The organism is Actinacidiphila yeochonensis CN732 (genome assembly GCF_000745345.1).
Taxonomy (GTDB): Bacteria; Actinomycetota; Actinomycetes; order Streptomycetales; family Streptomycetaceae; genus Actinacidiphila; species Actinacidiphila yeochonensis.
Genome location: NZ_JQNR01000005.1, coordinates 783,064 through 808,324 on the forward strand (window position 1 = coordinate 783,064; position 25,261 = coordinate 808,324).

The 25,261-nt window shown below is 74.0% G+C and carries 15 protein-coding genes and 3 pseudogenes; 8 read left to right on the forward strand and 10 right to left on the reverse strand.

The features are described 5' to 3' along the window. Positions 1-281 precede the first annotated feature (281 nt). From BS72_RS15220 to BS72_RS15235, 4 genes are all read right to left on the reverse strand, one after another. On the reverse strand, positions 282-1,145 hold the full coding sequence (locus BS72_RS15220) for an aldo/keto reductase (RefSeq protein WP_037911099.1): 864 nt from the start codon (positions 1,143-1,145) through the stop codon (positions 282-284). A 78-nt stretch (positions 1,146-1,223) separates the two neighbouring features. After that, a complete protein-coding gene (locus tag BS72_RS15225; RefSeq protein WP_051951130.1) occupies positions 1,224-2,135 on the reverse strand; it encodes an MBL fold metallo-hydrolase in 912 nt (303 codons plus the stop codon). 86 nt (positions 2,136-2,221) lie between these two features. After that, a complete protein-coding gene (locus BS72_RS15230) occupies positions 2,222-3,187 on the reverse strand; it encodes a D-2-hydroxyacid dehydrogenase family protein (protein WP_232792412.1) in 966 nt (321 codons plus the stop codon). After that, positions 3,180-4,598, reverse strand: coding sequence for an MFS transporter (locus BS72_RS15235; RefSeq protein ID WP_063836080.1), 1,419 nt, complete (start codon positions 4,596-4,598; stop codon positions 3,180-3,182). Before BS72_RS15235 ends, BS72_RS15230 begins: the two co-directional genes overlap by 8 nt. Before the next feature lie 189 nt (positions 4,599-4,787). On the opposite strand from BS72_RS15235, the gene BS72_RS15240 reads away from it, so the two are divergent. Beyond that, positions 4,788-5,411, forward strand: a complete 624-nt coding sequence (locus BS72_RS15240; RefSeq protein WP_037911101.1) for a TetR/AcrR family transcriptional regulator — start codon at positions 4,788-4,790, stop codon at positions 5,409-5,411. A 236-nt stretch (positions 5,412-5,647) separates the two neighbouring features. After that, entirely contained in the window at positions 5,648-6,793 is a 1,146-nt protein-coding gene (locus BS72_RS15245) for a glutathione-independent formaldehyde dehydrogenase (protein WP_037915993.1), read from the forward strand. Positions 6,794-6,935: 142 nt separating this feature from the next. Here BS72_RS15245 and BS72_RS15250 read toward each other — a convergent pair whose 3' ends face one another. Then, positions 6,936-7,565, reverse strand: coding sequence for an MBL fold metallo-hydrolase (locus tag BS72_RS15250; protein ID WP_037911103.1), 630 nt, complete (start codon positions 7,563-7,565; stop codon positions 6,936-6,938). Further along, positions 7,562-8,647: an S-(hydroxymethyl)mycothiol dehydrogenase gene (locus BS72_RS15255; protein WP_037911106.1), complete on the reverse strand. Its 1,086-nt coding sequence runs from the start codon at positions 8,645-8,647 to the stop codon at positions 7,562-7,564. The genes BS72_RS15250 and BS72_RS15255 overlap by 4 nt, the downstream gene beginning before the upstream one ends. Before the next feature lie 497 nt (positions 8,648-9,144). Between BS72_RS15255 and BS72_RS38320 the strand changes: the two are divergent. The 3 genes and pseudogenes from BS72_RS38320 to BS72_RS15265 all read left to right on the forward strand — a co-directional run. After that, positions 9,145-9,576, forward strand: a pseudogene (locus tag BS72_RS38320) (ATP-binding cassette domain-containing protein); the annotation flags it as partial. A gap of 213 nt (positions 9,577-9,789) precedes the next feature. Next, a pseudogene (locus BS72_RS38325) lies at positions 9,790-10,926 on the forward strand (ATP-binding SpoIIE family protein phosphatase); the annotation flags it as partial. Positions 10,927-11,252: 326 nt separating this feature from the next. Next, the gene (locus BS72_RS15265; protein WP_037911108.1) at positions 11,253-12,053 is read left to right on the forward strand and encodes a VOC family protein; all 801 of its coding nucleotides are present in this window, start codon (positions 11,253-11,255) and stop codon (positions 12,051-12,053) included. 263 nt (positions 12,054-12,316) lie between these two features. Here BS72_RS15265 and BS72_RS15270 read toward each other — a convergent pair whose 3' ends face one another. From BS72_RS15270 to BS72_RS15280, 3 genes are all read right to left on the reverse strand, one after another. Then, positions 12,317-13,822, reverse strand: coding sequence for a hypothetical protein (locus tag BS72_RS15270; protein ID WP_157856241.1), 1,506 nt, complete (start codon positions 13,820-13,822; stop codon positions 12,317-12,319). Between the two features lie 373 nt (positions 13,823-14,195). Then, on the reverse strand, positions 14,196-15,602 hold the full coding sequence (locus tag BS72_RS15275) for a hypothetical protein (RefSeq protein ID WP_051951132.1): 1,407 nt from the start codon (positions 15,600-15,602) through the stop codon (positions 14,196-14,198). 519 nt (positions 15,603-16,121) lie between these two features. Further along, positions 16,122-17,018 (reverse strand): phosphorothioated DNA-binding restriction endonuclease, encoded by an 897-nt coding sequence (locus BS72_RS15280; protein ID WP_037911110.1) that lies wholly within the window; start codon positions 17,016-17,018, stop codon positions 16,122-16,124. A gap of 479 nt (positions 17,019-17,497) precedes the next feature. On the opposite strand from BS72_RS15280, the pseudogene uppS reads away from it, so the two are divergent. Both uppS and BS72_RS15290 read left to right on the forward strand, forming a co-directional pair. Then, positions 17,498-18,162 (forward strand): annotated as a pseudogene (uppS, locus tag BS72_RS15285) (polyprenyl diphosphate synthase). Continuing rightward, a complete protein-coding gene (locus BS72_RS15290; protein ID WP_078901386.1) occupies positions 18,159-19,826 on the forward strand; it encodes an oxygenase MpaB family protein in 1,668 nt (555 codons plus the stop codon). Before uppS ends, BS72_RS15290 begins: the two are co-directional and overlap by 4 nt. 139 nt (positions 19,827-19,965) lie before the next feature. On the opposite strand, the gene BS72_RS15295 is transcribed toward BS72_RS15290, so the two are convergent. After that, positions 19,966-23,457, reverse strand: a complete 3,492-nt coding sequence (locus tag BS72_RS15295; RefSeq protein WP_051951133.1) for a hypothetical protein — start codon at positions 23,455-23,457, stop codon at positions 19,966-19,968. A gap of 522 nt (positions 23,458-23,979) precedes the next feature. Between BS72_RS15295 and BS72_RS15300 the strand changes: the two genes are divergently transcribed. Then, a complete protein-coding gene (locus tag BS72_RS15300) occupies positions 23,980-25,218 on the forward strand; it encodes a serine hydrolase domain-containing protein (protein ID WP_407638977.1) in 1,239 nt (412 codons plus the stop codon). Positions 25,219-25,261: the final 43 nt, after the last annotated feature.

Consider the following 25,261-nt stretch of genomic DNA (forward strand, 5'->3'; position numbering starts at 1 on the left):
CAACCGGAGCACCTTTGTCACGTTGAGTATCCGAGATCTCGCGAAGTCACCACGTCTGCGGGGGCCGACGAAGGCCGTGGGGACCATGCCGCATGGGCTCGGCGAGATGGCGGAGGCTGTTTCCCGGCGTGTTCGGCCCGGGACGACGGTGGAGGAGCGTCGCCTCTCGGACTCGGCCGACCGCCACCAACTACTCCCTCGGCCCGGCGCCACCGAAGCGCTCCGCGCCGAAACGGCACCGCTGGTGGCTCAGCTCCGTAGCTCGCCGAGCCCGCCCGGTGTCAGGCGGCCTGGGCCAGAGCGTCGGCGTCGGCGTCCGACAGGTCGAGGCCGGCGGCTTCGAGGTTCTCCTCCAGGTGCGCGACGGACGAGGTCCCCGGGATCGGCAGCACGGCCGGCGAGCGCTTCAGCAGCCAGGCCAGGGCGAGCTGCGACGGGGTGGCGCCGAGGCGTCGTGCCAGGCCGTCGAGCGGGCCGTCGGGCCGCGACAGCTTGCCGGTGGCCAGCGGGAACCAGGGGATGAAGCCGATGCCGTGGTCCGTCGCGTACTCCAGCAAGGGCTCGGACTTGCGGTCGGCGAGGTTGAAGAGGTTCTGCACCGACACGATGGAGGTGCTCTCCGTCGCCCTCCGGAGGTCCTCGACGGAGACCTCGGACAGTCCGATGTGCCGGATCTTGCCCTCCTGCTGGAGGAGCCGCAGCTCACCGAGCTGCTCCTCCAGGGGCACCTGGGGATCGATCCGGTGGAGCTGGAAGAGGTCGATACGCTCCAGGCCCAGGTGGCGCAGGCTCATCTCGGCCTGCTGGCGCAGGTACTCGGGCCGGCCCACCGGGAGCCACCGGTCGGGGCCCTGCCGGGTCAGCCCGGCCTTGGTGGCGATGACGAGGTCGTCCGGGTAGGGGTGCAGGGCCTTCCTGATGAGCGGTTCGGCGACGACGGGGCCGTAGGAGTCGGCCGTGTCGATGAGGTTGACGCCGAGGTCGACGGCGCGGCGCAGGACGCGGACGGCCTCCTCCGGGTCCTTCGGGTCGCCCCAGATCCCAGGGCCGGTCAGCTGCATCGTGCCGAAGCCGAGGCGGACGACGGGGAGGTCGCCGCCGAGGGTGAAGGTGCCTGCCGCTTCCGCGGGCTGGTTCGTTCCCATCTCAGTTCTCCGTGGTGATGGTGGCGGATGTGGTGGATGTGGTGGTCAGGCGGGCTGACCGGCGGGCGGGCCGAGGGCTCACCGCGCGTCCGTCGCGTCGTTCCAGGGGCGCCAGCGGCCGGAGCCGTCGACGGTTCCGAGCTGCTGGTCCGCGAAGTGGACGCCGTAGCCGAAGACCCCGTCCTGGGAGAGGAGTTCGACGAGTCGGCGGCGCGAGCGCTCGGCCTCGGCGCGGTCCTGGTCGAGGACGACGTCCCAGTCGGGGTGCTCGACCTGGACGGGTGAGTGCATGGCGTCGCCGAAGGCCACGATCCGGCGGCCGTCGCCGGTGTCGAGGATCCAGGCCGTGTGCCCGGTGGTGTGTCCGGGCAGGGCCCAGGCGCGGACGCCCTCGGCGATCTCCGTCCCGTCGGCCACGGCGGTGGTCCGCTCGCCCTGTCCGGCGAGCCGCGGGCCGGCCGCCGGGTCCAGGCCCTCCAGTTCGCCCTCCCCGACGATCCACCGTGCGTGGGGGAAGAAGCTGCGCGGGTCGTCGACCGCGTCGGGCCGGGCCCAGCCGGTGTGGTCGTCGTGCAGGTGGGTGAAGGCGACCGTCTCCAGGGTCGCCGGGTCGACGCCGAGGCGCGCCAGACCGTCGGGCAGGTCCTGCACGTGGTCGAAGCGGTGCTGGAAGTGCTCCAGCTCCTCGCCCGAGATGCGGCCGTGGCCGGCGTCGAGGAGCAGGCGGGTGCCGCGGCGCTCGACCAGCAGCGCGCCGCAGCTCATGGCCAGATGGCCCCTGTCCGTCATGTGCGGACGGTGCGGCGTCCAGTGTCCGTCCTCGGTGGCGGGGTAGACGCGCGTGGGGATCATGTGGACGCCGGCGTCGGGAAGGTAGCTCAGGGTGAGCTCCCCGACGGTACGGGTCCAGGGGCCCGGCATCCGGTACCCCGAGGGGTCGGTGCCGTCTTCCCGAGGGGTGCCTGTGGTGGTCGGCGGGTACGTGGCCATGGGGAGTTGGCTTCTCCGGTCTTGTTCCGATGGGTGGGGGTGGGGGTGGGGATGGGAGTGGAGGTGGGGGTGGGGATGCGGCGTGGTCACCGCGTGATGACGCGTATCGGGGTGCCCGCGGCGTGGGCGAGGACGTCGTCGAGCGCGTCGCGGTAGAAGGTCTCGTAGGTCCCGGCGCTGACGTAGCCGAGATGCGGGGTGAGCACCGTCCGCGGCACGTCCCGCCAGGCGGAGGCGGCAGGCAGCGGTTCGGTCCAGTGGACGTCCAGAGCGGCTCCGCCCAGGCGCCCGGCTTCCAGGGCGGCGCGCAGCGCCGGCTCGTCGACCAGGCGGGCCCGCGAGGTGTTGACCAGGAGCGCGTCCGGCCGCATGAGGGCGAGTTCGTCCGGCCCGATGAGCCCGGCGGTGCGCGGCGAGAGCTGGAGGTGGAGCGTCACCACGTCCGAGGTGGCGAGCAGTTCCCGCTTGCCGACGGGGGCGACGCCCAGGGCCTGCGCGTGCTGGACGTCGAGGTGGGCGCTCCAGGCGACGACGTCCATGCCGAACGCGAGCCCGACCTGGGCCACGCGGCTTCCCACGTTCCCCAGCCCGATGACTCCGAGGCGGGCCCCGTGCAGGTCGCGTCCGACGGTCTGCTGCCAGGCGCCGCCGCGCAGGCCGGAGTCCTCGGCGGGGATGGAGCGGGCCAGGGCGTGGATCAGGCCCCAGGTGAGCTCGGCTGTCGGGGTCAGCCCTGCCGCCCGCGTACCCGACACCACGATTCCCCCGCGCGCGGCGGCGTCCAGGTCGATGGCCGCGTTGCTCTGGCCGGTGGTGACCAGCAGGCGCAGGTTCGGCAGCGCGTCGAGCACCTCGGCCGGGAAGGCGGTGCGTTCACGCATGGCCACGACGACGTCGAACGGCCGCAGCGCGGCGACCACCTCCGCCGGGCCGCCCAGGTGCTCGGTGAAGACGGTGAGGCGGGCGCCGTCGGGCAGGGCGCTCCAGTCGGCGTACCGGTGGGCGGCCTGCTGGTAGTCGTCCAGGATTGCCACGCGGTGGATCTCAGGCACGAGCGGTCTCCTTCGAAGACGGGTTCTCCCGGTCGGCGCCCGCAGGGGTCTCGCCGGTTGTGGTCCCGCCGATGGCGGTCCCGTGGGCGGCGGTCTCGCGGACGTCGGACCCGTGGGCGGAAGTCCCGTCCGCGGGGGGCTCGTCCGCGGGGGTGCGGACGCTCTCGTCGGCCGACGGGTCGGCGAGCGGTTCCTGGGGGCTGGGGCTGCGGAGTTCGAGCACCCAGATCCCGACGCCGACCAGCGCGACCACGGCACCGAGCGCGCACACGCCTCCCCAGCCGACGAGCGAGTACAGCGTCGACGCCAGCGCGGAGGAGACGGTGCTCCCGGCGAACGAGGCGACCATGAGGGCCGTGGTCACCCGGCTGCGCGCGTGCGGGACCCGGCGGTAGAGGGCGCTCTGGTGGCTGATCAGCAGGGTCTGCTGGGCGAGGTTGAGCGCCATGATGCCGACGATCAGCGCGATCACGCCGCCCGCGCCGCCGGTGCCGGCGATGGCGAGCACGCCCCAGCTGGCCGTCAGCAGGACGAGTCCGCCGGTCGCCAGCTGACGGCCGCGGCCGCGGTCCGCCAGCCGGCCGGCCACCACCGCTCCGGCGGCTCCGGCCACTCCGGCCAGGCCGAACAGGCCGATGACGGCGGGGCCGAATCCGTAGCGCGGGCCGGCGAGCAGGAAGGACGACGCGGTCCACAGGATGGTGAAGCAGCCCATGCCGACCGCGGCCAGGCCCATGCGCCGGCGCAGCAGCGACTCGGTCCGCACCAGCGTCAGCACCGAGCGCAGCAGTTGGGGGTAGGGGGTGGTCACCGTCGGCGGCACCGGGCGCAGGACCACCCGCAGGATGACCGCCAGCGCCACCATCAGGACCGCCGCGAAGACGAACACCAGCCGCCAGCTGCCGTACTGGGCGAGGACTCCGGCGACGGTACGCGCGAGCATGATGCCGACGAGCAGCCCGCTCATCACCGTGCCCACCACCGACCCGCGATTGTGGTCGGAGGCCAGCGACGCGGCCATCGGTACCACGATCTGCGAGACGGCGGAGGTCACGCCGACCAGCGCGGCCGCGACGTACAGCGGGCCCAGCGAGGGCGACACGGCGGCTCCGACGAGGGCGAGGGCGCTCAGACCGAGGAGCACGCTCACCAGTCGGCGCCGTTCGAGCACGTCGCCCAGCGGCACGAGCAGCGCCAGCGAGACGGCGTAACCGATCTGGGAAGCGGTGACGACCAGCCCGCCCGCACCCTCCGAGACCCCCAACGCGCGGGAGATGACTGGCAGCAGCGGCTGCGCGTAGTAGATGTTGGCCACCGCTGCGCCACAGACGACCGCCAGCAGCAGCACGGTGGTGCGGCGCAGCGGGGGCTGGACGGCGGAACCGTCCCGCCCGAGTTGTGGATTGTTCATACCAGAACAATCACTCCACCCCCCGGGGCCCGTCAAGGACTTCCAGAAAGATCGATCCATAAGTGGCGCGCGTCACAGGCCGGAGGGGGTGGACCGCAGGTGAGACGGCGGGGCGGGCGGATCGAGGGGCATCGCCAACGACTTCCAGATCGGTTATTCTCGAATGCCACGCCATGAAGGAGGTCACCAATGCCCCGGACCGGAAGGCCGCGCGAATTCGACCTCGACGAGGCCCTGGACGCCGCACTCCTGGTGTTCTGGGAGCACGGCTACGAGGCGACGTCGGTGGGCCAGCTGCGGGAGGCCACGGGCTTGTCCTCGGGGAGCATCTACGGGGCCTTCTCCTCCAAGCAGGGCCTGTTCGAGGCCGTCGTGGAGCGCTACGCCACGACGTTCGGGCAGGTCACGGGTCCGGCGTCGTGTCCGGACCTGGCGCCGCGGGAGGCCGTCGAGCTGACCTTGCGCCAGTCGGTCCTGATGCAGACCGACACCGCCCACCCGCGCGGCTGCCTCCTCGTGTCGTCCGGCGCGCCGGCGCGGCCGGAGGACCGCCAGATCCGGGAACTGCTCAGCGAACGGCGGTCGAGGGACCGGCGCAACCTGATCGCGTGCGTGCGGCGTGGCATCGACCTCGGCGAGCTTCCCGCCGACCTGGACGCCGAGGCGCTGGGATCGGCGTTCCACACGTTCCTCGTCGGTATCTCGACGCAGGCGCTGGACGGCGTGCAGCCCGAAACGCTCGACACGGCCGTCGGCTACCTGATGGGCCTGTGGGACCTCCTCGCCGAACCCCAGCGATCAGCGGAAGCCTGAGACGCCACCGCCCACCGCCCACCGCCCACCGCCCACCGGGCACCGGGCACCGCCCACCGAGGCGCCGAGGCACCGGGGCGCCGGCTGCCGGCTCCGCTTGAGCGGGCGCCGGTGATGGGTGTTCGCTGGAAGGGACCGGTGGTGCGACGACGGAAGCCCCCGGACCCGTGGCACCCTGCCGCCGTACCGCGCCCCGCCCCACCGCGCCCCAGACGGACGTCACGGAAGTGGTGAAGATGAAAGCCGTCGTGTACGAGAAACCCTTCGCCGTCAGGGTGGCGGAGGTCGATGACCCCTCCGTCCAGCACCCGAACGACGTCGTCGTCCGCGTCACGTCCAGCGCGATCTGCGGCTCCGACCTGCACATGTACGAGGGCCGCACGGCCGCCGAGGCCGGCATCGTGTTCGGCCACGAGAACCTGGGCGTCATCGAGGAGACCGGCCCCGGCGTTGCCTCCCTGAAGGTGGGCGACCGGGTGGTCATGCCCTTCAACGTCGCCTGCGGCTTCTGCAAGAACTGCCTGGCCGGCAACACCGGCTTCTGCCTGACCGTGAACCCCGGGTTCGCCGGGGGCGCCTACGGCTACGTGGCGATGGGCCCGTACCGGGGCGGCCAGGCCGAGCGGCTGCGGGTGCCGTTCGCCGACTTCAACTGCCTCACGCTGCCCCCGGGCGAGCAGTTCGAGACCGACTTCGTGCTGCTGGCCGACATCTTCCCGACCGGCTACCACGGCTGCGAGCTGGCCGGAGTGGCGCCCGGCGAGAGCGTGGCCGTCTACGGCGCCGGGCCGGTCGGCCTGATGGCCGCGTACTCGGCGCTGCTGCGCGGCGCGGCGAAGGTCTTCGTCGTCGACCGGGTGCCCGAGCGGCTGGCCAAGGCCGAGCAGATCGGGGCCGTGCCGGTCGACTTCACGGCCGGCGACCCGGCCGGGCAGATCCGCGACCTGACCGGCGACGAGGGCACCGACAAGGGCGTCGACGCGGTCGGCTACCAGGCCCAGGGCCACGAGGGCGGCCGCGAGGAGCCCGCCGTGGTGCTCAACGCGCTGGTCGACACGGTCCGTCCCACCGGCCGGCTCGGCGTGCCCGGCCTGTACGTGCCCTCCGACCCCGGCGGACCGGACGAGCACGCCAAGCACGGCCGGCTCCTCGTCTCCATCGGCAAGATGTTCGAGAAGGGCCAGCAGGTGGGCACCGGCCAGTGCAACGTCAAGCGCTACAACCGGCAGCTGCGCGACCTGATCACCGCCGGCCGGGCCCGGCCCAGCTTCGTGGTCTCCCACGAACTGCCGCTGGAGCAGGCGCCGATGGCGTACGAGAAGTTCGACCAGCGGATCGAGGGCTACACCAAGGTGGTGCTGCACCCGGCCCTCGCCGCGTAGCCGGCACCCCGGCACCCCCGGTGCCCCCGACAGGTGGGGGCGGGCCGGAGCCGTCGGGGACGGCCCGGCCCGTACCGCTCAGCGGCCGTGTCAGCGGCTGCGTCAAGCAACCGCGTTCAGTGGCCGCGTTCAGTGGCCGCGTTCAGTGGCCGCGGGCGATCCACTCCTCCAGGTGCGGAGCCTCCGCGCCGATGGTGGTGGTCTCGCCGTGCCCGGTGCGCACCACCGTCTCCGGGGGCAGCGTCAGCAGCCGGTCCCGGATCGAGGCGGTGATCGTCGGGAAGTCGCTGAACGACCGGCCCGTGGCGCCCGGCCCGCCGGCGAAGAGGGTGTCACCGGTGAAGACGGAGTTCAGGCCCGGCGCGTACAGGCTCACGGCGCCCGGGGTGTGGCCGGGCGTGTGCAGCACGGTCAGCTCCTGACCGGCCACCGTGATCACCTGCCCGTCGTGCAGCTCGCCGTCGGGGACCACGCCCCGGTTGGTGAGCCGCCACACCTCCAGGTCGGCCGGGTGCATCAGGACGGGCGCGCCGGTCAGCTCGGCGAGCGCCGGCGCGGCGCCCACGTGGTCGTCGTGGGCGTGGGTGCACACGATCGCCAGCAGCTCGCGGTCGCCGACGGCGGCGGCGATGGCCTCGGCGTCGTGCGGCGCGTCCAGGACGACGGCCTCGCGGTCGTCGCCGATGATCCACACGTTGTTGTCGACGTCCCAGGAGCCGCCGTCCAGCGAGAACGTGCCCGAGGTGACCAGCAGGTCGATCGCGGCGCTCACAGCTGCACCACCGAACGCAGCACGTCGCCACCGGCCATCCGCCCGAAGGCCGCTTCCACGTCGCCCAGACCGATCGTCTCGCTGACGAAGGCGTCGAGGTCGAGCCGGCCCTGCAGGTAGAGGTCGATCAGCATCGGGAAGTCCCGGGAGGGCAGGCAGTCGCCGTACCAGGACGACTTCAGCGCGCCGCCCCGTCCGAAGACGTCCAGCAGCGGCAGTTCGAGCTTCATCTCCGGCGTCGGCACCCCCACCAGCACCACCGTGCCGGCCAGGTCGCGGGCGTAGAACGCCTGCTTGTACGTCTCCGGGCGGCCCACCGCGTCGATCACCACGTCGGCGCCGAAGCCCTCGGTCAGCTCGCGGATCGCCTCGACCGGATCGCCCGCGCCCGCGTCCACCGTGTGGGTGGCGCCCAGGCCGCGCGCGCCGGCGAGCTTGCGCTCGTCGAGGTCGACGGCGATGATCCGGGACGCGCCCGCCAGCCGCGCGCCGAGCACCGCCGCGCTGCCGACACCGCCGCAGCCGATCACCGCGACGGAGTCGCCGCGGCCCACGTTGCCGGTGTTCAGCGCCGCGCCCAGACCCGCCATCACACCGCAGCCGAGCAGCCCGGCCGCCGCCGGCGAGGCCGCCGGGTCGACCTTCGTGCACTGGCCGGCCGCCACCAGCGTCTTCTCCGCGAACGCGCCGATGCCGAGCGCCGGGGACAGCTCCGTGCCGTCGAGCAGCGTCATCTTCTGCGTGGCGTTGTGGGTGGCGAAGCAGTACCACGGCCGTCCGCGCCGGCAGGCCCGGCAGGTGCCGCACACCGCACGCCAGTTGAGCACCACGAAATCGCCGGGCGCCACCTCGTCCACGCCCTCGCCGACCGACTCCACCACACCGGCCGCCTCATGGCCGAGCAGGAACGGGAACTCGTCGTTGATCCCGCCCTCCCGGTAGTGCAGGTCGGTGTGGCACACCCCGCACGCCTGCACCCGCACCACCGCCTCCCCGGGGCCGGGGTCGGGCACCACGATCGTCTCGATCCCGACCGGCTGCCCCTTGCCGCGGGCGACCACCCCGGCGACCTGCTGTGCCATGTCCGTTTGCCTCTCCGTCGCTTGCTTCGTCGCATCTTTCCAGCTTCCTCCGCATCCTCCCTCCGGACGGTCCGCCCGCGCGACTCCGCCCCGCCGCACGGCGCCTCGGGCTCCTCCCCGCGGGGTTCCGCAAGCCGAATGCCGCCACCGAGGTCCGCCGCCGCGTGCCGCCGCCGAATGCCGCCACCGAGGCGCACCGCCGCGTGCCGCCGCCGCGCCGCGTGCCACGCGTGCCACGCGTGCCACGCGTGCCACGCGTGCCGCCGCCGTGTACGCCCAGCGCCCGGCTGGAGACGCCCGGAACCCGGGCGTACGCGGCGGGGCGCGCGGGGAGACACGAGGAGAGCGGGCGCGCGCCGGGACCGGGGCACGCCGCCGGTGTCGGAGGCGGGTCCCGGAGGACCGGCCGCGAAGGAGGTGTCACCGTGGTGGAAGACCCGCTGCTCAGGGTGTGCGGGGTCGCCAAGCGCTTCGGCGCCGTACAGGCTCTCACCGGGGTGGATCTGGAGGTCGGCGCCGGCGAGGTGGTCGGCCTGGTCGGTGCCAACGGCGCCGGGAAGTCGACGCTGGTCAAGGCGGTCGCCGGGGTGCACCGCCCGGACGACGGCAGGATCGAGTGGAAGGGCCGGCGGGTCGACCTGCGGCACCCGCGTGACGCGCAGCGGCTCGGCATCGCCACCGTCCACCAGGACCAGTCGCTGTGCGGCAACCTCGACACCGTCGAGAACCTCTTCCTCGGCCGCCCGCTGCGCCGCTTCGGCCTGGTCGACACGGTGGAGATGGAGCGCCGTTCCCGGGCACTGCTGGACTCCCTCGGTGTGCCGGTGCCCAGCCTGCGGGTGCCGGTCGCCTCGCTCTCCGGGGAGCAGCGGCAGGGCGTGGCCGTCGCCAAGGCGCTGGTCGGCCGGCCCGAGCTGGTGGTCCTGGACGAGCCCACCGCGGGGCTCGGCCCGGACCAGGCCGCGCAGGTCCTCGACCTGATCCGGCGGCTGCGCGAGCGGCGGCTCGGGGTGCTGCTGGTCAGTCACGAGATGGACGAGGTACGGGCGGTCTGCGACCGGATCGCGGCGCTGCGGCTCGGCCGCAACACGGGCGTGTTCGAGCCCCGGTACAGCACCCAGGAGCAGCTGGACGCGGCCGTCACCGGCAGCCAGGCGATGGCCGTCAGCCTCCAGCGGAGCCTGCTGCCGCACGGCCTGCCGGAGCAGAGCGCGCTGGAGGTCGCCCACCGCTACCTGCCGGCGCGGGCGGGGGTGGGCGGCGACTGGTTCGACGTGGTGCCGCTGCCCGGGACGCGGGTGGCGCTGGTGGTCGGGGACGTCGTCGGGCACGGCCTGCACGCGGCGGCCACGATGGGGCGGCTGCGTACGGCCGTCCACAACTTCTCGATGCTCGACCTGCCGCCGGACGAGTTGCTGGCGCACCTCTCGGAGCTGGCCGGCCGGATCGACGCGGACGCGACGGCCGGCGCCGGCAGCGTTCCGGTCACCGGCGCGACCTGCCTGTACGCGATCTACGACCCGGTCTCGCGGATCTGCCAGATGGCCCGCGCCGGCCACCTGCCGCCGGTCCTGGTCCGCCCCGACGGCACCGCGGAGATCCTCGACCTGCCGGCCGGGCCGCCGCTCGGCCTGGGCAGCCTGCCGTTCGAGGCGGCCGAGTTCGAGCTGCCCGAGGACAGCAGGCTGGTGCTCTACACCGACGGCCTGGTCGAGGACCGCCGCCGGGACATCGACGTCGGCATGGAGCTGCTGCGCGCCGCGGTGTCCGGTCCGGGCCGCGACCCCGGGGAGACCTGCGACGCCGTCCTGGGCGCCCTGCTGCCGGAGGTGCCGCGTGACGACGTGGCGCTGCTGGTGGCCAGGACCCGCGCGCTGCCGGCGCGGGACGTGGTGCGGTGGCGGGCGCCGGCCGACCCGGCGGCGGTCGCCGAGGTGCGCGACCGGGCCAGCCGGCAGCTGGCCGCGTGGCGGCTGGAGGAGCTGGCGTTCACCACGGAGCTGCTGCTCAGCGAGCTCGTCACCAACGCGATCCGCTACGCCTCGGGGCCGATAGAGGTGCGGATGCTGCGCGACACCGCGCTGGTCTGCGAGGTCTCCGACACCTCCAGCACCTCGCCGCACCTGCGGTACGCCGCCACCACCGACGAGGGCGGCCGCGGCCTCTTCCTGGTCGCCCAGCTCGCCGAGCACTGGGGGACGCGCTACACGCCCGGCGGCAAGATCGTCTGGGCCGAGCAGCGCATCCCGGTCCCTCGCGCGGAGCGGGCCGCCGGCTGATCGGGCCGTCGGCTGATCGGACCGTCGGCTGATCAGGCCGTCGGCCAAGAAGTCCCCCTGCCGATCGCACTCGGCCGTCCGACCGCTGATCGCCCTGGGTCGGCCACCGATGATCGCCCTGGGTCGGCCGACCGCCGGCCGAGCGGCGCCTTTCGTGGCGGAGGGCGTCCGGACCGCCACGCGGAGTGGGGTGCCGGGCGGGGTTCCGGGCGGCGTTCCGGTCCGGCGGGGGCTCCGGCGCGCGTTCGGGCCGCCGACTGACTACGTTGGGAGTACGGACGGATGTGACCGTGGTCACACCCACTGTCGAGCAACGGAGCTTGATCATGACCGAGTTCGCAGAGGGCCGGCCTTGCTGGGCTGTCGCGACCTTCCCCGACGTGGAAGCCGGCAAGCGCTTCTACTCGGACGTCCTCGGCTGGAGCTGGGGGGAGCCGGCGAGCGAGTACGGCGGCTACACGGAGGCCAGGTCCGACGGCAAGGCGGTCGCGGCCGTCACCCCGCCGATGCCGGGGGAGGAGGTCAACGCGGCGTGGTGCCTCTACCTGGCGACCCCGGACGCGGCGGCGAGCGCGGCCAAGGCGAAGGACGCGGGCGGCGAACTGGTGCTGGAGCCCATGCGGGTCGGCCCGTTCGGCACGATGGCGCTGGTGAAGGAGCCGGGCGGCGCGGGCTTCGGGCTCTGGCAGGCGGACCAGCACCACGGGTTCGAGAAGCAGGCGGAGGACGGCGCCTACGGCTGGGCGGAGTTCTTCACCCGCGACCCCAAGGCCACCGACTCCTTCCTCACCTCGGTGTTCCCGTACCGGGGCCAGAAGATGGCCGACGAGCACGTGGACTTCGCGGTGTTCAGCGTCGGCGACCCGGGCGAGCCGGTGGTCGGGCGGATGCGCATGGGCGAGGAGTTCCCGGCGGAGGTACCCGCCTACGTCAACGTGTACTTCGTCGTGCCGGACTGCGACGCCGCCGTGAAGACCGCCCAAGGGGCCGGCGCCGCCCTCCGCTTCGGGCCGATGACCAGCCCGTTCGGCCGGTTCGCGGCACTCTCCGACCCGCAGGGCGCCAACTTCACGGTGATCGACGTGAGCACGAAGGAAGGCGCGATGCCCGAGCTGAACGACCTCTGAGCCGACCGGCCGCTGAGCCGAACAGCCTCTGCGCCGGGGCTGAGGCTTAGCTGGGACTGAGGCTGAGCGCGCGGGAGCCGTCACCCGCACCCGCTGCCACCGGCGCCGGTAGCGGGTGAGGCTCCCCCCTTTGGACCTCCTGCGGCCCGTTGGCGCCTCCTTACGCGGGCCGCAGGGGCCGATGCCGCGCGGGTCGGGGGCACGCCCCTTGACCCGCACGGACGTTGGCGAACGTTGCTGCCCCGCAACGGAGTTCGGCGACCTCAGACCGCGGACGTGAGCGTGAGGCGGTAGAGCGCGGCGCCGCCGGCCGCCAGGCGCACGGTCACCTGACCCGCCGGGAGAGCCCCGTACGTCCCCTTGCCCGGGTCGAAGCCCGCGACCGCGGCGACGTTGCCGGCGTCGGGCGTGACGCGCACGGTGGCAGACCGGTCCGGGTCACGGTTGGTGACCAGCAGATACCGGACCTCGGAGTCCCGGGGATCACTGAACAGACCGACGATCGCCGCATCCCCCGCAACCGCCGAAAGGTAAGCACCAGGCGCGAACGCCGTGGTCCCGACAGGCAACGGCGCGTCGTTGGCATGCTGCACCGACTCCGAGACCAGCGGCTTGAGTTGCCGCCCCACCGGCTGCAACCACCCCGTATTCAGCACCGTCGCGGCATCGTAAAGCGGCGTACGACGACCGTCCGTCGTGATCAACGCCTCCGTATACCCCTCACCCCGAGCCGGATCAGGCGTCCAGTACGTGAAGTACTGGATACCCTTGCAGCCATACGCCAAGCTCGTGTTGACCTGCCACGCCAACTGCGAGGCCGTGGGAACCGGATGGTTGCTGAACCCGGTCGACTGGATGTACGTCCACGCCGGAATCCCGGCCTGCAGAGCCGCGGCACGCACGATCGCCCACGTCTCGAAGTACGCCGAGTCCAGACCCGTAGTGAGGAACGGATACCGGTCGAACGAGACCATGGACGGCTGAGCCGCGTCCAGGTAGTTCCGCACGAAGGTGCGGTAGGTGTCGCCGTTGCCGCGGTTGATGTTCGCGTACGGCAGCAGTGCGGGCGCCGCCGAGCGCATGAGCGCGGTCAGCGCGCCCACGTTCGCGAAGCGTGCCGGGGCGGGTTCGTCGTAGAGGTTGAACCCGGCGAAGGACGGGTGCGCGGTGTAGCCGTCGAGCGCGGCCCGCACCCAGGCGGTGGCGTCGGCGGTGGTGATGGACGAGGCGACGGAGCGGTCGTCGGTCACCGTGAGGTAGTGGGCCAGCGCCAGCATGCGCGGATCGGCGGCCACGAGGGCCTTGAGGCCCACCTGGTCGGCCAGGCCCAGCGCGTAGGCGGCCGAGCGGGCGTCGGAGAGGTAGTCGCCGGTGATGAAGAAGGTGAAGCCGGCGTCGGCGAGTTCCTGGTAGCGCTCCAGCGTGCTCGCGAAGGGGTGCGGTGGCCAGAAGGCGCCGATCGGGAAGTCGGGGCCGTCGACGAGCGGGAGGTCGGGGCCGCCGGCGGCGCGGGCGCCGGCGCCGGTCGCGTGGCCGGGTCCGGCCGCCGTGGCCGGTGTCCCGCGGGCCGCTCGCGCCGCGCCCGTGGCACCCGTGGCAGTCGAGGCCCCCGCCGCTTCCGCCGCTCCCGATGTTCCGGCTGCTCCTGCCGCGAGTACCCCCGCGCCCAGGCCCGCGGCCCGCAGCAGCGCCCGGCGGCCCAGCCCGCGAGCCGCCGCGTCCTCCGGCCGGCCCGGCTCCGGCGCCTCCACCCGTTCCCGTCGCTCCACGCGCTCCACCCGGTTCCACCCCGCTTCGTCGCCGGGTGCGGGCGTGCCGCCGTCCGCGCGTCCGGCCGAGCGGGGCGCGGGCACCGGCCCGCCCTGGAGTGCCGGTGCCCGGCCGCCGCCCGCCCTGCCCGGTCCACGTCGGTCCGCGCCCGATCCGCCCCGGTTCGTCTGGCAAGTCTGACGACGCCATGATCGGAGCCCGGCCCCGTTTCCGGCCGTCCGCCACGCGCGCCGCCGCCGCGCTTCCACCCGGGTGTGCTCTTCCGCCACCCACCCGGGGCAACACTGTCTCCGGCGTGACCGTACGACCGCGCCCGGCCCCCGACAGCGGCCCGGCGTCGAGCGTCCGGCATCCGGCATCCGGCGTCAGGCGTCAGCGCGAGGTGAGGCGGTAGAGCGCGGCGCCGCCGGCCGCCAGGCGCACGGTCACCTGACCCGCCGGGAGAGCCCCGTACGTCCCCTTGCCCGGGTCGAAGCCCGCGACCGCGGCGACGTTGCCGGCGTCGGGCGTGACGCGCACGGTGGCAGACCGGTCCGGGTCACGGTTGGTGACCAGCAGATACCGGACCTCGGAGTCCCGGGGATCACTGAACAGACCGACGATCGCCGCATCCCCCGCAACCGCCGAAAGGTAAGCACCAGGCGCGAACGCCGTGGTCCCGACAGGCAACGGCGCGTCGTTGGCATGCTGCACCGACTCCGAGACCAGCGGCTTGAGTTGCCGCCCCACCGGCTGCAACCACCCCGTATTCAGCACCGTCGCGGCATCGTAAAGCGGCGTACGACGACCGTCCGTCGTGATCAACGCCTCCGTATACCCCTCACCCCGAGCCGGATCAGGCGTCCAGTACGTGAAGTACTGGATACCCTTGCAGCCATACGCCAAGCTCGTGTTGACCTGCCACGCCAACTGCGAGGCCGTGGGAACCGGATGGTTGCTGAACCCGGTCGACTGGATGTACGTCCACGCCGGAATCCCGGCCTGCAGAGCCGCGGCACGCACGATCGCCCACGTCTCGAAGTACGCCGAGTCCAGACCCGTAGTGAGGAACGGATACCGGTCGAACGAGAGCACCGAGGGGCGCGCGGCGGCGACGTACGACCGGACGAAGTCGCGGTAGGCAGCGCCGTTGCCGCGGTTGATGTTCGCGTACGGCAGCAGCGTCGGCGCGGTCGAGCGGACCACGCCGTTGACGGCGCCGACGTTCGCGAAGCGCGAACGGGCCGGCTCGTCGTACACGTTGAAGCCGGCGAACGAGGCGTAGGAGGAGTACGCCGCCACCGAGTCGCGCACCCAGGAGGCTGCGTCGGCGGTGGTGATGGACGAGGCGACGGAGCGGTCGTCCGTCACGGTCAGGTGCTGGGCCAGCGCGTTGACCCGCGGGTCCCCGGCGACCAGCACCTTCAGTCCGACCTGGTCGGCGAGGCTCAGCGCCTGCCGGGTACTGGCCTCGTCCAGCTGGTAGTTGCCGGTGATCATGAAGGTGAAGCCGGCGTCGGTGATCTCGCGGTAGCGCGCCTCGCTGGCCTGGAAGGGGTGCGGCGGCCAGAAGATCCCGATCGGGAAGTCGACCCCGCCGAGCAGCGGCATCCGCGCGCTGTCGGCGACGTCCGTGACGTCCGCGGCCCCGGCCGTACCACTTCCACGGGTGGCCGCGGCCACTCCTCCGGCAGAGGCCCCGACGGCGACGACGCCGGCCCCGAGCCCGGCGGCCCGGAGCAGGCTGCGCCGGTCCATGCCCTGCGGGGCGCCGGGCGGCGGGATGCTCCGTTCCGACACGGTCCACTCCTTCCAGGAACCCCGAGCGGCGGTGCACGGACGTGCGGAGGCCGGACCGGGCCGGCTCGGGGGAGCCGCACCGGGCGCGGGGCCCGCGCGGACGGCCACGGTGTGGGAGGGCGCGCTCGACCCTGGGCCGGCCCGTCACGGACCACCCGGAAAGGTGCTTTCAGCGCACTTCGAGCAAGGTACGACAGTCCGGTAACAACTCCATAAACCCGGCGGTTGACCGAGGGGCCGCCCAGCCCGTCCGCCCTTCATGCCCCCGCACCGCCGTACCCGAAGTCCCCGCCGATCAGGCCGCCTTCAGGAGCCGCGAGGGCATCCCGCCTCCCGTCGACGGGTGACCGATCCCACAGGCGGGCAGAGCGGAGAAGGGCGGTCGAAGGTGGCAGACGTCACATAACGGGCAGGGCTGTGGGCGGACGGACGAGCAGGCGGACGTACGGACGGACGAGCGGACGGACGGACGAGCGGACGGACGGACGAGCGGACGGACGAGCGGACGGACGGACGAGGTCAGAGCGCCGCGGCCGACCTCGGTTCACCGTGGAAGACCTGCGCGGTGTGCCAGGCGCGGTGCCTGTCGGCCACGGGCGGTGAGCCCGGCTGCGGGCCGAGCAGCGGGCCGCCCGCGAGGTCGATGACGTTCGCCCGCGCCGCCGCGCCCCGCCCGACGAAGCTCCGGGAGACCATCACCCGGTGCCCCTCCGCCACCCCGAGGACACCCTTGTCGAAGAGCTTGTGGTGGAGGGAGCAGAGGCACAGCCCGTTGTCGACCTCGTCCGGCCCGTCCAGCGCCCACCACCGCACGTGCGCCGCCTCCAGCCCGACCGGCACCATGCCGACCGCGCCGTCGTACCCGCAGAACGCGCACCGGAACTCGTAGGCGGTCAGCACGATCTCCCGCATCCTGCGGTCCCGCTGCCGGCGCTTCCGGCCCACCACCGTCTCCAGCTCGGCGTATTCCAGCTCCAGACCGACGGCCTCGCACAACTCCCCGTGCAGCGACGGCGGGAAGTGCAGGTCGAGCAGCTTCCGGGCCATCAGCACCAGCAGTTCGGGCTCGCGACCCAGCGCCCCTCTGAGCTCCGGCACCAGCCGCCCGGCCGCGCCCGACTCCCGCAGCGCCCCCACCGCCGGGCCCGGACTACCCGGCCCCCGGTGGGTGCGCACCTCCCAGACCCCGTCGTTCACCAGGTGGTGGAAGGGGTAAGCGGGCGTCGTACGGCGGCCGGGTCCGTACTCGGCGAGCAGCCGCTTCAGGTCCGCCTCGACAGCGCTGTACGCCAACTCGCCCTCGGCGTCGCGCTGGAAGCAGCCGAGCGCGTACAGCAGCAACAGGGGCTTGTGGGGCGCGCGTTCACCGTTCGCCGCCCACTGCCGCAGCGCCCCCGCCCGCTCCAGCCAGTCCATGGGCCCGATCCTACGACCAGCCCCCGACAGCCCGGCCGGCGCGGCAACGGTCCGGTGCGCGGCCGTCGATCCCACCAGCTCTCCCCCGTCAGCCCCCGCCCCCTCGGCCCCGGCACCCAGGCCGCGCCGCACACCCGCTGCCCTTCCGCACGGATTCGGACGGACGCGCCACGGGTGAACCTGCGCCGATCACGGCGCGGCGGTGGCCCGGCCGGGGCACGCTGCTGCACGGGTTCGGAATCGGCGTCCGTGGAGGGGATGGGACTGTGACGGCTCCCAGGAGCACCAGTGGCGGCTGACCGGACCGGCGGCGCGTCCGCCCTCCCCCGCCCGCCGCGCCCGCGCCGGATCCCGCCGGTGGGAGCGGGCCCGCGAGCACCGCCGGGGGCAACGCCGCGCGCACCGTCCAGCCCCGGGCCCGGCGGCCCGTACCGCGCCACGTCGCGTGCGTGATGGACGGCAACGGCCGCTGGGCGGCGATGCGTTCACTACCGCGCACGTCGGGGCACCGCGCGGCGGAGGCGACGGTGATCGACGTCATCGAAGCCGCCAGGTCCGCCGGTGTGGAGTGGCTGAGCCTCTACGCCTTCTCCACCGAGAACTGGGGGCGGCCGAGCGACGAGGTCGACTACCTCATGCACCTGGTGCGCCGCGTGGTGCGCAAGCACGCCCCGCTGCTGCACGCGCGCGGCATCCGCTGCGGGTCCTCGGCTCCGCGGACGCCAGGATCCCCGCGCCGCTGGCCCGGAGCCTCGCCGACCTGATGACGCTGACCGGCGAGAACCGCGGCATGACGCTGACGGTGGCGTTCGACCACGGCGGCCGCCGCGACATCGTGGCGGCGGCGCGCTCCCTCATCCGCAGCGGGGTGGCGGCCGACGCCGTCGACGAGGAGAGCTTCGCCGCACACCTGCCCTTCCCCGACACGCCGGACGTGGACCTCGTCATCCGGACCTCGGGCGAACAGCGCATCTCCAACTTCATGCTCTGGCAGGTGGCCTACGCCGAGTGGGTCTTCCCGCCGGTGCTCTGGCCCGACTTCCGCGCGCCGCACTTCCTGGAGTGCCTACGCGCCTACCAGCGCCGCGACCGCCGCTTCGGCGGCGTGGCAGCCCAGCAGGCGAACGGAGAACCCCGACCGTGACGGACACCGGCAGTACCCGCCCCCGACGCACCCGGCCGCCGGCCGCCGACCTCAACGCCGACACCGACGCCGCGAAGGCCCGACCGGATGGCCGAGCCGAGGCCGTAGCCGGGGACCGGCCGGAAACTGGCCCGGGAACGGGAACGGGACAGGGAACGGGACCAGGGCCGGCGGCCCCCGCGCCCGGCACCCTCTTCGGCGAGAACTCGCAGTTCAACCGCTTCGCCGACGACCCGCGCTGGGCGCTGGCCCTGATCCGGGCCCTGGTGCTGGAGGCCGCCCATCCGCAGGTCGGCGGAGCCCTGATGGACAACTCGACGTTCGTCGCGCACCCCTGGCGCCGGCTGCGCAACACCCTGGTGAGCCTCCAGCGCATGTTCGGCCCCGACGAGCACGCGCGGCAGCGGGAGGCGGCCCGGCTCAACCGGCTGCACACGCGGCTGAGCGGTACCGACGAGCGCGCCCGCCCCTACGACGCGATGGACCCCGAGGTCCGGGCCTGGGTGGTGGCGACCCTGTTCGACAGCGCGGTCACCATGTGCCGACTGAGCGGACAGCCCTTCGACCAGGACGCGATGGAGCACCTCTACGCGGAATTCCGCGCCTTCCTGGCAGCGTTGGCGGGCGACGAGAGCTACCTGCCGCCCACCGTCACGGAGTTCTGGCCGTACTACGACCGGGTGGTGGCGGAGGAGCTGGAGAACACCGAGGCGGTGCGGATCATCCTCTACCGCCTCTTCGACCACCTTCCGGCGCCGCCGCTGCTCTCCGGCCTGCCCACGGTGTGGGCGGCGGGCCGCGCGCTCGCCGGGCCGGTCATCGGGACGATCACCGTGGCGTCCCTGCCCGAGCCGTTCCGGCGCAAGTCCGGGCTGCCGGAGGTCCCCGGCGCCCAGACGCTGATGCAGAGCGCCTACGTCGCCGCCGGTCTGGCCCGTTTCCTGCCCGAGGGCTGGCTGCGGGCGGAGACCGTCACGGACCTGCTCTACCTCTCCCCCGACAGCGACGACCCGCGCGCCGCGCCGCTCGCGGCGCTGCGGGGCCGGATGCAGCGGGCCGGCGCGCTCTTCCGGCTGGTCGCGCCGCTGCCGACGCAGCGCGGCCCGGCCGAGGACACGGCGGGGGCCGCCGGAGCCACCAGGGCTGCCAGGGCCACCGGGGCGGCTGGGGCTGCCGGGGACGAACCACCGCGTGCCGCTGGTGAGTTCTTCACCTCGGTGCTGGACCAGACCGGCGACGGCTACCTGGACTGGCCCGACCTCGCGGCGATGGCACGGGAGATCTCCTCCCGCCTGGACCTCGACGAGCCCGCCGAGACCAGGCTCTACACCGCCTGCGCCGACTGGTGGCGGGAGCTCCAGACGGCGCTCGACACCGACGGCGACGGCCGCGTCAGCAAGGACGAGTACGCCGCCGCCGTGCCCTCTCTCGCCGGCCCGGCGCTGATCCGGTTCGCCGAGGTGCTCTTCGACGCGACCGACGCGGACGGCGACCAGTCCATCGACGCGGACGAGTACCGCGCCCTGTTCCGTACCGGCTTCCGCCGCGCCGTCGACACCGCCGGCGGCCGCTACTCCCGCAGCGCCTTCGTGAACGACTTCCTCTCCTTCATGTCGGCCCGCCGCCCCTCCACCCCCTTCGAGCCGCTCCTCACCGAGCCGTAACCGTCATCCCCCATCCCCCATCGCCCGTCCCCATCGCCCGTCCCTGTCCCCGTCCCCGTCCCCGTCCTTCAGCCTTCCGCCCTTCGCCGACCCGCGACAGCCGCAACCCCGCGGTTGCCGCGGGTACACGGGTCGGGCGTCACTCCGTCGCGGTCGCCACCGCCAGTGCCGCGTCCCGGACATCGGGGTGCGGGTGCCGGCGGAGGTCTCGCAGGCGGGTACGCCATCCCTGCGACCACGTGGTTCGGGAGCCCAGCGCCTGGGTGATGGAGACGGCGAAGAGCCCCCCGGCGTGCCCGCCGCCCGTGGCGAGCCGGTCGACCACGGCCAGCAGGGCGAGCGGGTCACCGGGCCGGCTGCGGCCGCTGAACCGCCCCTGGAGGGTCTGTGCGGTGCGGGCGGCCAGAACCGGACGGTCGTCGTGGAGGCCCGCCAGCCGCTCCAACGCATGAGTCAGCGGGACGGTGTCGGCGTCGAGGTCGAGGGCCGCGACGAGCAGTTGCGCACTCTGGGGCAGGAACCCGTCGCAGGTGCGCAGGAGTTCGGAGGCACGCAGGGCCGCGGCCCTGGGGGCGTCGGCCTGCGGCATCGCCACGGCGCGGGACAGCCGCGTGACGAGGCGGACGATCCGCTGCCGCGCGGGGCGGTCCCGGTCGGCCTCCGCGTCGGGGCGGAGTGCGCGCCCCTCGGCCTCCGCGTCGGGACGGAGTGCGCGCCCCTCGGCCTCCGCGGCGGCATCCGCCAACGCCTCGGTCCCGGCTTCCACGGCGGCCAACCGTGCCAGTGCCTCCAGCAGCGGTCCGGCGCCACCGGGTGAGGCCGCCAGTGCCACGAGTCCGTTCGCCGACGCCTGCCAGGACGAGCGGTTCTCCAGGTCGACGGTGTTCGCCAGCAGCAGCTCGGCCGCCTCGGGATACCAGGGCGACCAGCCCGCCAGCAGGCCCGTCGCCCTGTCGGCGGTCTCCGTGTGGCGACTGCCCGCCACCTGGCCGACCAGGCGCGCGTAGCGGGGCCGGTCGCCGTCCCCGAGCTCGTAGGGACGCACACCCAGCACGGCGGCCTGGGTGACCGGCGGGCCGTCGGCGGCGCGTTCCAGCAGTCGCCAGGCCGCCGGGGCGCGCAGCAGGGCGGCGGCGACGGAGACGCAGGCCGCCTGCACGTCGGGGTGCTGCCCGGGGAGGTCGAAGGCGTCAGCGACGATCGCCGCGGCGGTGTGGACGGGCAGCCGGGAGGCTGCCAGCCGGACGAGCTGTTTGCGGCTGGTGACTTTGGCTGCCGGGGCGGGCGTACCGTCGTCCGCGGGCAGCAGCGCGGCGCGCAGGATCGCCTCCAGCCGCGACGGGGCGAAGAACGCGGTCACCCGGGCCGCCGCGTAGAGCGCCACCCTCGCCCGGTCGTCCGACGCGTGCGCGAGCAGCAGCGGCAGCGCTTCGACGGGACGGTCCGTCCAGACCACGGCCCCCAGGGCGGCCTCGGCGAGGACCGTGTCCGGCGAGTCGAGGTAGCCGCGGACGATCTCGAAGCCCACCTCGGGGAGGGCGGCCGCAGCGCGGATGTGCCCTGCCCGTGCGTACCCGGACAGCGAGGTGTCCGCCATCGCCTCGGCCAACAGGCTGGCGACTGCGCGCTGTTGACGCGGAAGCCAGCCTCGGGCGTCGTGAACGGGCGGCACCCAGCGGGACCCCGGGACGAGGAAGCGACCGTACGGCGGGGTGCCGGAGAGGACGGCGTCCAGCAGGTCGGTGCGGCGGCGCGTCAGGACCCGCAGGACCGGGTGGAGCACGGCGGCCGACGGTTCGAGCTCCAGCACCCTGGCGACGCGCTCGTCCCTCTTCGCGGGGTCGTCGAGCCACAGTTCGACGCCCCGGCGCACCGTGGCGCCGTCGCCGAACTGGATCGCCTGCCAGAGGAGTTCCTGGAGCTCCGACATGTGGCGGGCGCGACGCCCGAGCGCGCGGGCGAGGTCGAAGGTGAGGGAGTGGTCGACCCTGTCCGCACCTGCTTCCAGCCACGGGCGGAGCGCCTCGAAGACCTGGAACTCCTGCCCTCGGCGCAAAGTGGCGTCCAAGCGCCCCAGAATGGCTCCTCCGGTGTGTCCGGACAACTGCGCCAGGGTCGCCAACGCCCATGCGATCAGTGGCGGTTCACCGCTCACAGCGTGCTCGCGCAGCACCGCGACGGCCAGGTCCGACAGGGCCTGCCGGGTCCGTCCGGAGCTGTCGCGCGCCTCGACGGCGTCGGTGGCTATGCGGCTGAGCAGGGTCGTGTCCGCTCCGGCGAAGAGCGCGGGCGGCACCTCGGCGAGGGCGGCGAGCGCGGGCGACCGGACGGGCTCCTGCTCGTTGCGCAGCCGCTGCAGGTCGTCGAGGAGGACGGCGACCGCGGCGGTGTCACCGGACCTGGCGACGTTGTGGATCAGCATGGGGTACGCCAGCGCCCGGTCCTCCGCCGCCGGACGGCGCGTCGCGCCCAGCAGCCGCACCCGCGCCTCGGCGACCGGCAGATGGGACACGGCGGCCAGCACGGTGTTCCAAGGGCTCCCCCGCCCAGCGGCCTGTGCGGCCATCCGCCGTGCTTCCTCACGCGCCCGGCTGCGTGGCAGAGCGTCGAGGACGCTGCCGCTGAGCATGGTGTGGCCGAGGTCCTGGCCCGCGGTCACCGCGTCGTAGAAGGTGTTCCGCCGCGACGGCGGCAGGGCGCGGAGCAGCACCGCGAGGGAGGCCGGGTCATGGCTCCAGGCCCGGCCGAGGCCGGCGAACTCCTGCGGCGCGAGCCGCGCGAGCCGGCCCAGGGCCGAACGGGACACCAGATCCCGTAGCTGGTGGACGGCGCGTTGCGGCGCTGTGATCAGGCGGATCGTCCTACCCGGAGCCGCCTTCAGCAGGTGGCCGAGGCAGTCGCGAACCGGCCCGGGGAGGGACGGCGGGCAGTGCCGCTCCAGCAGCTCCAGCACCCGCAGCGGCCGCGCTTCGGCGGTGTCCGCGAAGATGTCCGCGTTCCGCTGCCACCAGGATGTGCTGGACTGCTCCGGCAGCGCGGCGAGCCGGCGGGCGGCCTCGTCGAGCACCAGGTCCGGATGGCGGCGGCCGAGCGGCCGCCACCGGGCCACGGCTCGGAAGAGCCCCGGGAGCAACCGCTCCACCGCCTCGGCTCCGCACCCTGGCAGCAGCCGCACGGCCTCCTCGTCCCCCCACTGCTCCCGTACGCCGACCATCAGCCGTTCCGCGAGGGCGGTGCGCCCACCGGCGACGACCACGGCGACGATCTGCCGCCGTACGACTTCGGGGGCGTCGTCCATCGCCCGTTCCAGGGCGGCGTCGCTGATCGGCAGGTGGAACGCGGACCTCAGCGCGTGGCCGCGGACGGTGCCGTCGGGGTCGGCGAGCCGGGCCTCAAGGAAGCCGGTGTCCCGTCCGATCGCCGCGGCGACCACGGCGAGCCGCCGTCCATGCCGGCCCCGCGTGTCCAACTCCGCCAGCAGGGCGGGCAGCCCACCGTCCGTGTCGCCGTGCCGGACCCGGTCCTTGGTCCACGCGGCCAGGGCGCGGGCCCGGGCGGGGTAGGCGAGCGGGTCGAGGTCGGCGTAGAGGTCGTCGACGGCGGCGCGGGCGGCGCGGAGGTCAGCGGGCATGCGCGTCATTCTGCTGCCGCCGGGCCCGCGCTCGTACGGGTTTTCCACCCGGGCGCGACGCGGGTGCGCCGGCCGGCTGCGGGTGGAGCGGGGGCGCTGGTGGGGACAGGCGGGGCGGAGGTGCGGAGGTGCGGGGGCAGGAGGCGCGGAGGTGCGGGGGAACGGGCGGCACGAAGGGGCGGGAGGAACAGGCGGCACGAAGGTGCGGTGGGAACGGGCGGCGCGGACGGCCTCGCCGGCGGTGTGAAGTGGCTGGGCGGCCGGACGTCGTTGTCGGTGCCGTCGCCGTCCGGGCCGCCGGGTCGAACGTGTCCGTCCACCTGCCGCGCACAGGGCTGCGGCCCGGCAGGCGGTGTGTGGCAGGGGGTTGCGCCCGTGGTCACGGCACGCCTCGTCCGTCAGCGGCGCCGTGCCGGTCACCGTCTACGACCACGGGGGACGGCCTCCCGCCCGCGTCCCCCCTTCGCGGGAGCACGGAACCGAGCCTGTTCCGTCGGGGAGCCGGGTGCCAGGATGGGCGTTATGACGATGATCGACGGTATCGGTGGTGCCGACGGCACCCACGGCATCCACGGCATCCACGGTGAGGTGGCGGCCGGGTTCGAGAACGTGCGCGACGCGTTCGCGGCGAACTTCGGCCGGGACGGGGACGACCGGGACAACGCGGACATCGGCGCCGCGCTGTGCGTGTACCGGAACGGTCGACCGGTGGTGGACCTGTGGGGCGGGGTGGCCGATCCCGAAACGGGGCGCCCGTGGGAGCGGGACACCCTGCAACTGGTCTACTCGGCGACGAAGGGGGTCACCGCCACCGCGGCCCACCTGCTGGTCCAGCGCGGCCTGCTGGACCCGGACGCTCCCGTCGCGCGGTACTGGCCCGAGTTCGCCGCGAACGGCAAGGCGGAGATCCCGGTGCGCTGGCTGCTGTCGCACCAGGCCGGCTTGGTCGCGGTGGACCGGCCCGTACCGGTGGCCGACGCGCTGGCCTGGCATCCGATGGTCGAGGCGCTGGCCGCGCAACGCCCGCAGTGGACACCAGGCACCGCGCACGGCTACCACGGCCGGACCTGGGGCTGGCTGGTCGGCGAGGTGATCCGCCGGGTGTCGGGCCGTACACCGGGCCGTTTCCTCGCCGAGGAGATCGCCGCGCCGCTGGACCTGGACTTCTTCATCGGTGTGCCCGCCGCCGAACGCGCCAGGGTCAGCCGTATGGCGTACTGGCAGCCGGCGGTGGACCCCGCCTCCGTGCCCCTCGAATCCGTCCCGGAGCAGTTCCGCGACGCCGTCGCCGCATGGCGCGACCCGGACTCGCTCAGCAACCGGGCGTTCGCCGTCACCGACCCGGCCCAGATCGACTTCAACTCGCCCGAGGTGCAGGCCGCGGAGCTGCCCGCCTCCAACGGCGTCGGCACCGCACGCGCGCTGGCCCGCATGTACGCCGCACTGATCGGTGAGGTGGACGGCGTACGCCTCCTCACCCCGGAGACCGTGGCCGCCGCGGCCCAGGAGCAGGCCGAGGGCCAAGACCAGGTGATGATGATGCCCAGCCGGTTCGGCTCCGGCTACATGCTGCCGACCGAGGCCAGCCCCCTGACCGGCCCGAACGCCTTCGGCCACCCCGGCCGCGGCGGCTCCCTCGCCTTCGCCGACCCGCAGCACGGCGTCGCGTTCGGCTACGTCATGAACCACATCGTCGAGGGGGCAGCGGACGTACGGGCCTCCTCGCTGGTCGACGCGCTGCGGGAGTCGCTGGCCGGCTGACGGAGCGAGCCGGCGGGGAGGACGGACCCGCTCCGTCAGGCCA

Bases quoted from the DNA above. Each gene is read 5' to 3' on its own strand.
- BS72_RS15255 (WP_037911106.1), bottom strand. From the start codon at position 8,647: ATGGCACAGCAGGTCGCCGGGGTGGTCGCCCGCGGCAAGGGGCAGCCG.
- BS72_RS15235 (WP_063836080.1), bottom strand. From the start codon at position 4,598: ATGAACAATCCACAACTCGGGCGGGACGGTTCCGCCGTCCAGCCCCCG.
- BS72_RS15220 (WP_037911099.1), bottom strand. From the start codon at position 1,145: ATGGGAACGAACCAGCCCGCGGAAGCGGCAGGCACCTTCACCCTCGGC.
- BS72_RS15225 (WP_051951130.1), bottom strand. From the start codon at position 2,135: ATGGCCACGTACCCGCCGACCACCACAGGCACCCCTCGGGAAGACGGC.
- BS72_RS15265 (WP_037911108.1), top strand. From the start codon at position 11,253: ATGACCGAGTTCGCAGAGGGCCGGCCTTGCTGGGCTGTCGCGACCTTC.
- BS72_RS15280 (WP_037911110.1), bottom strand. From the start codon at position 17,018: ATGGACTGGCTGGAGCGGGCGGGGGCGCTGCGGCAGTGGGCGGCGAAC.
- BS72_RS15245 (WP_037915993.1), top strand. From the start codon at position 5,648: ATGAAAGCCGTCGTGTACGAGAAACCCTTCGCCGTCAGGGTGGCGGAG.
- BS72_RS15295 (WP_051951133.1), bottom strand. From the start codon at position 23,457: ATGCCCGCTGACCTCCGCGCCGCCCGCGCCGCCGTCGACGACCTCTAC.
- BS72_RS15300 (WP_407638977.1), top strand. From the start codon at position 23,980: ATGACGATGATCGACGGTATCGGTGGTGCCGACGGCACCCACGGCATC.
- BS72_RS15240 (WP_037911101.1), top strand. From the start codon at position 4,788: ATGCCCCGGACCGGAAGGCCGCGCGAATTCGACCTCGACGAGGCCCTG.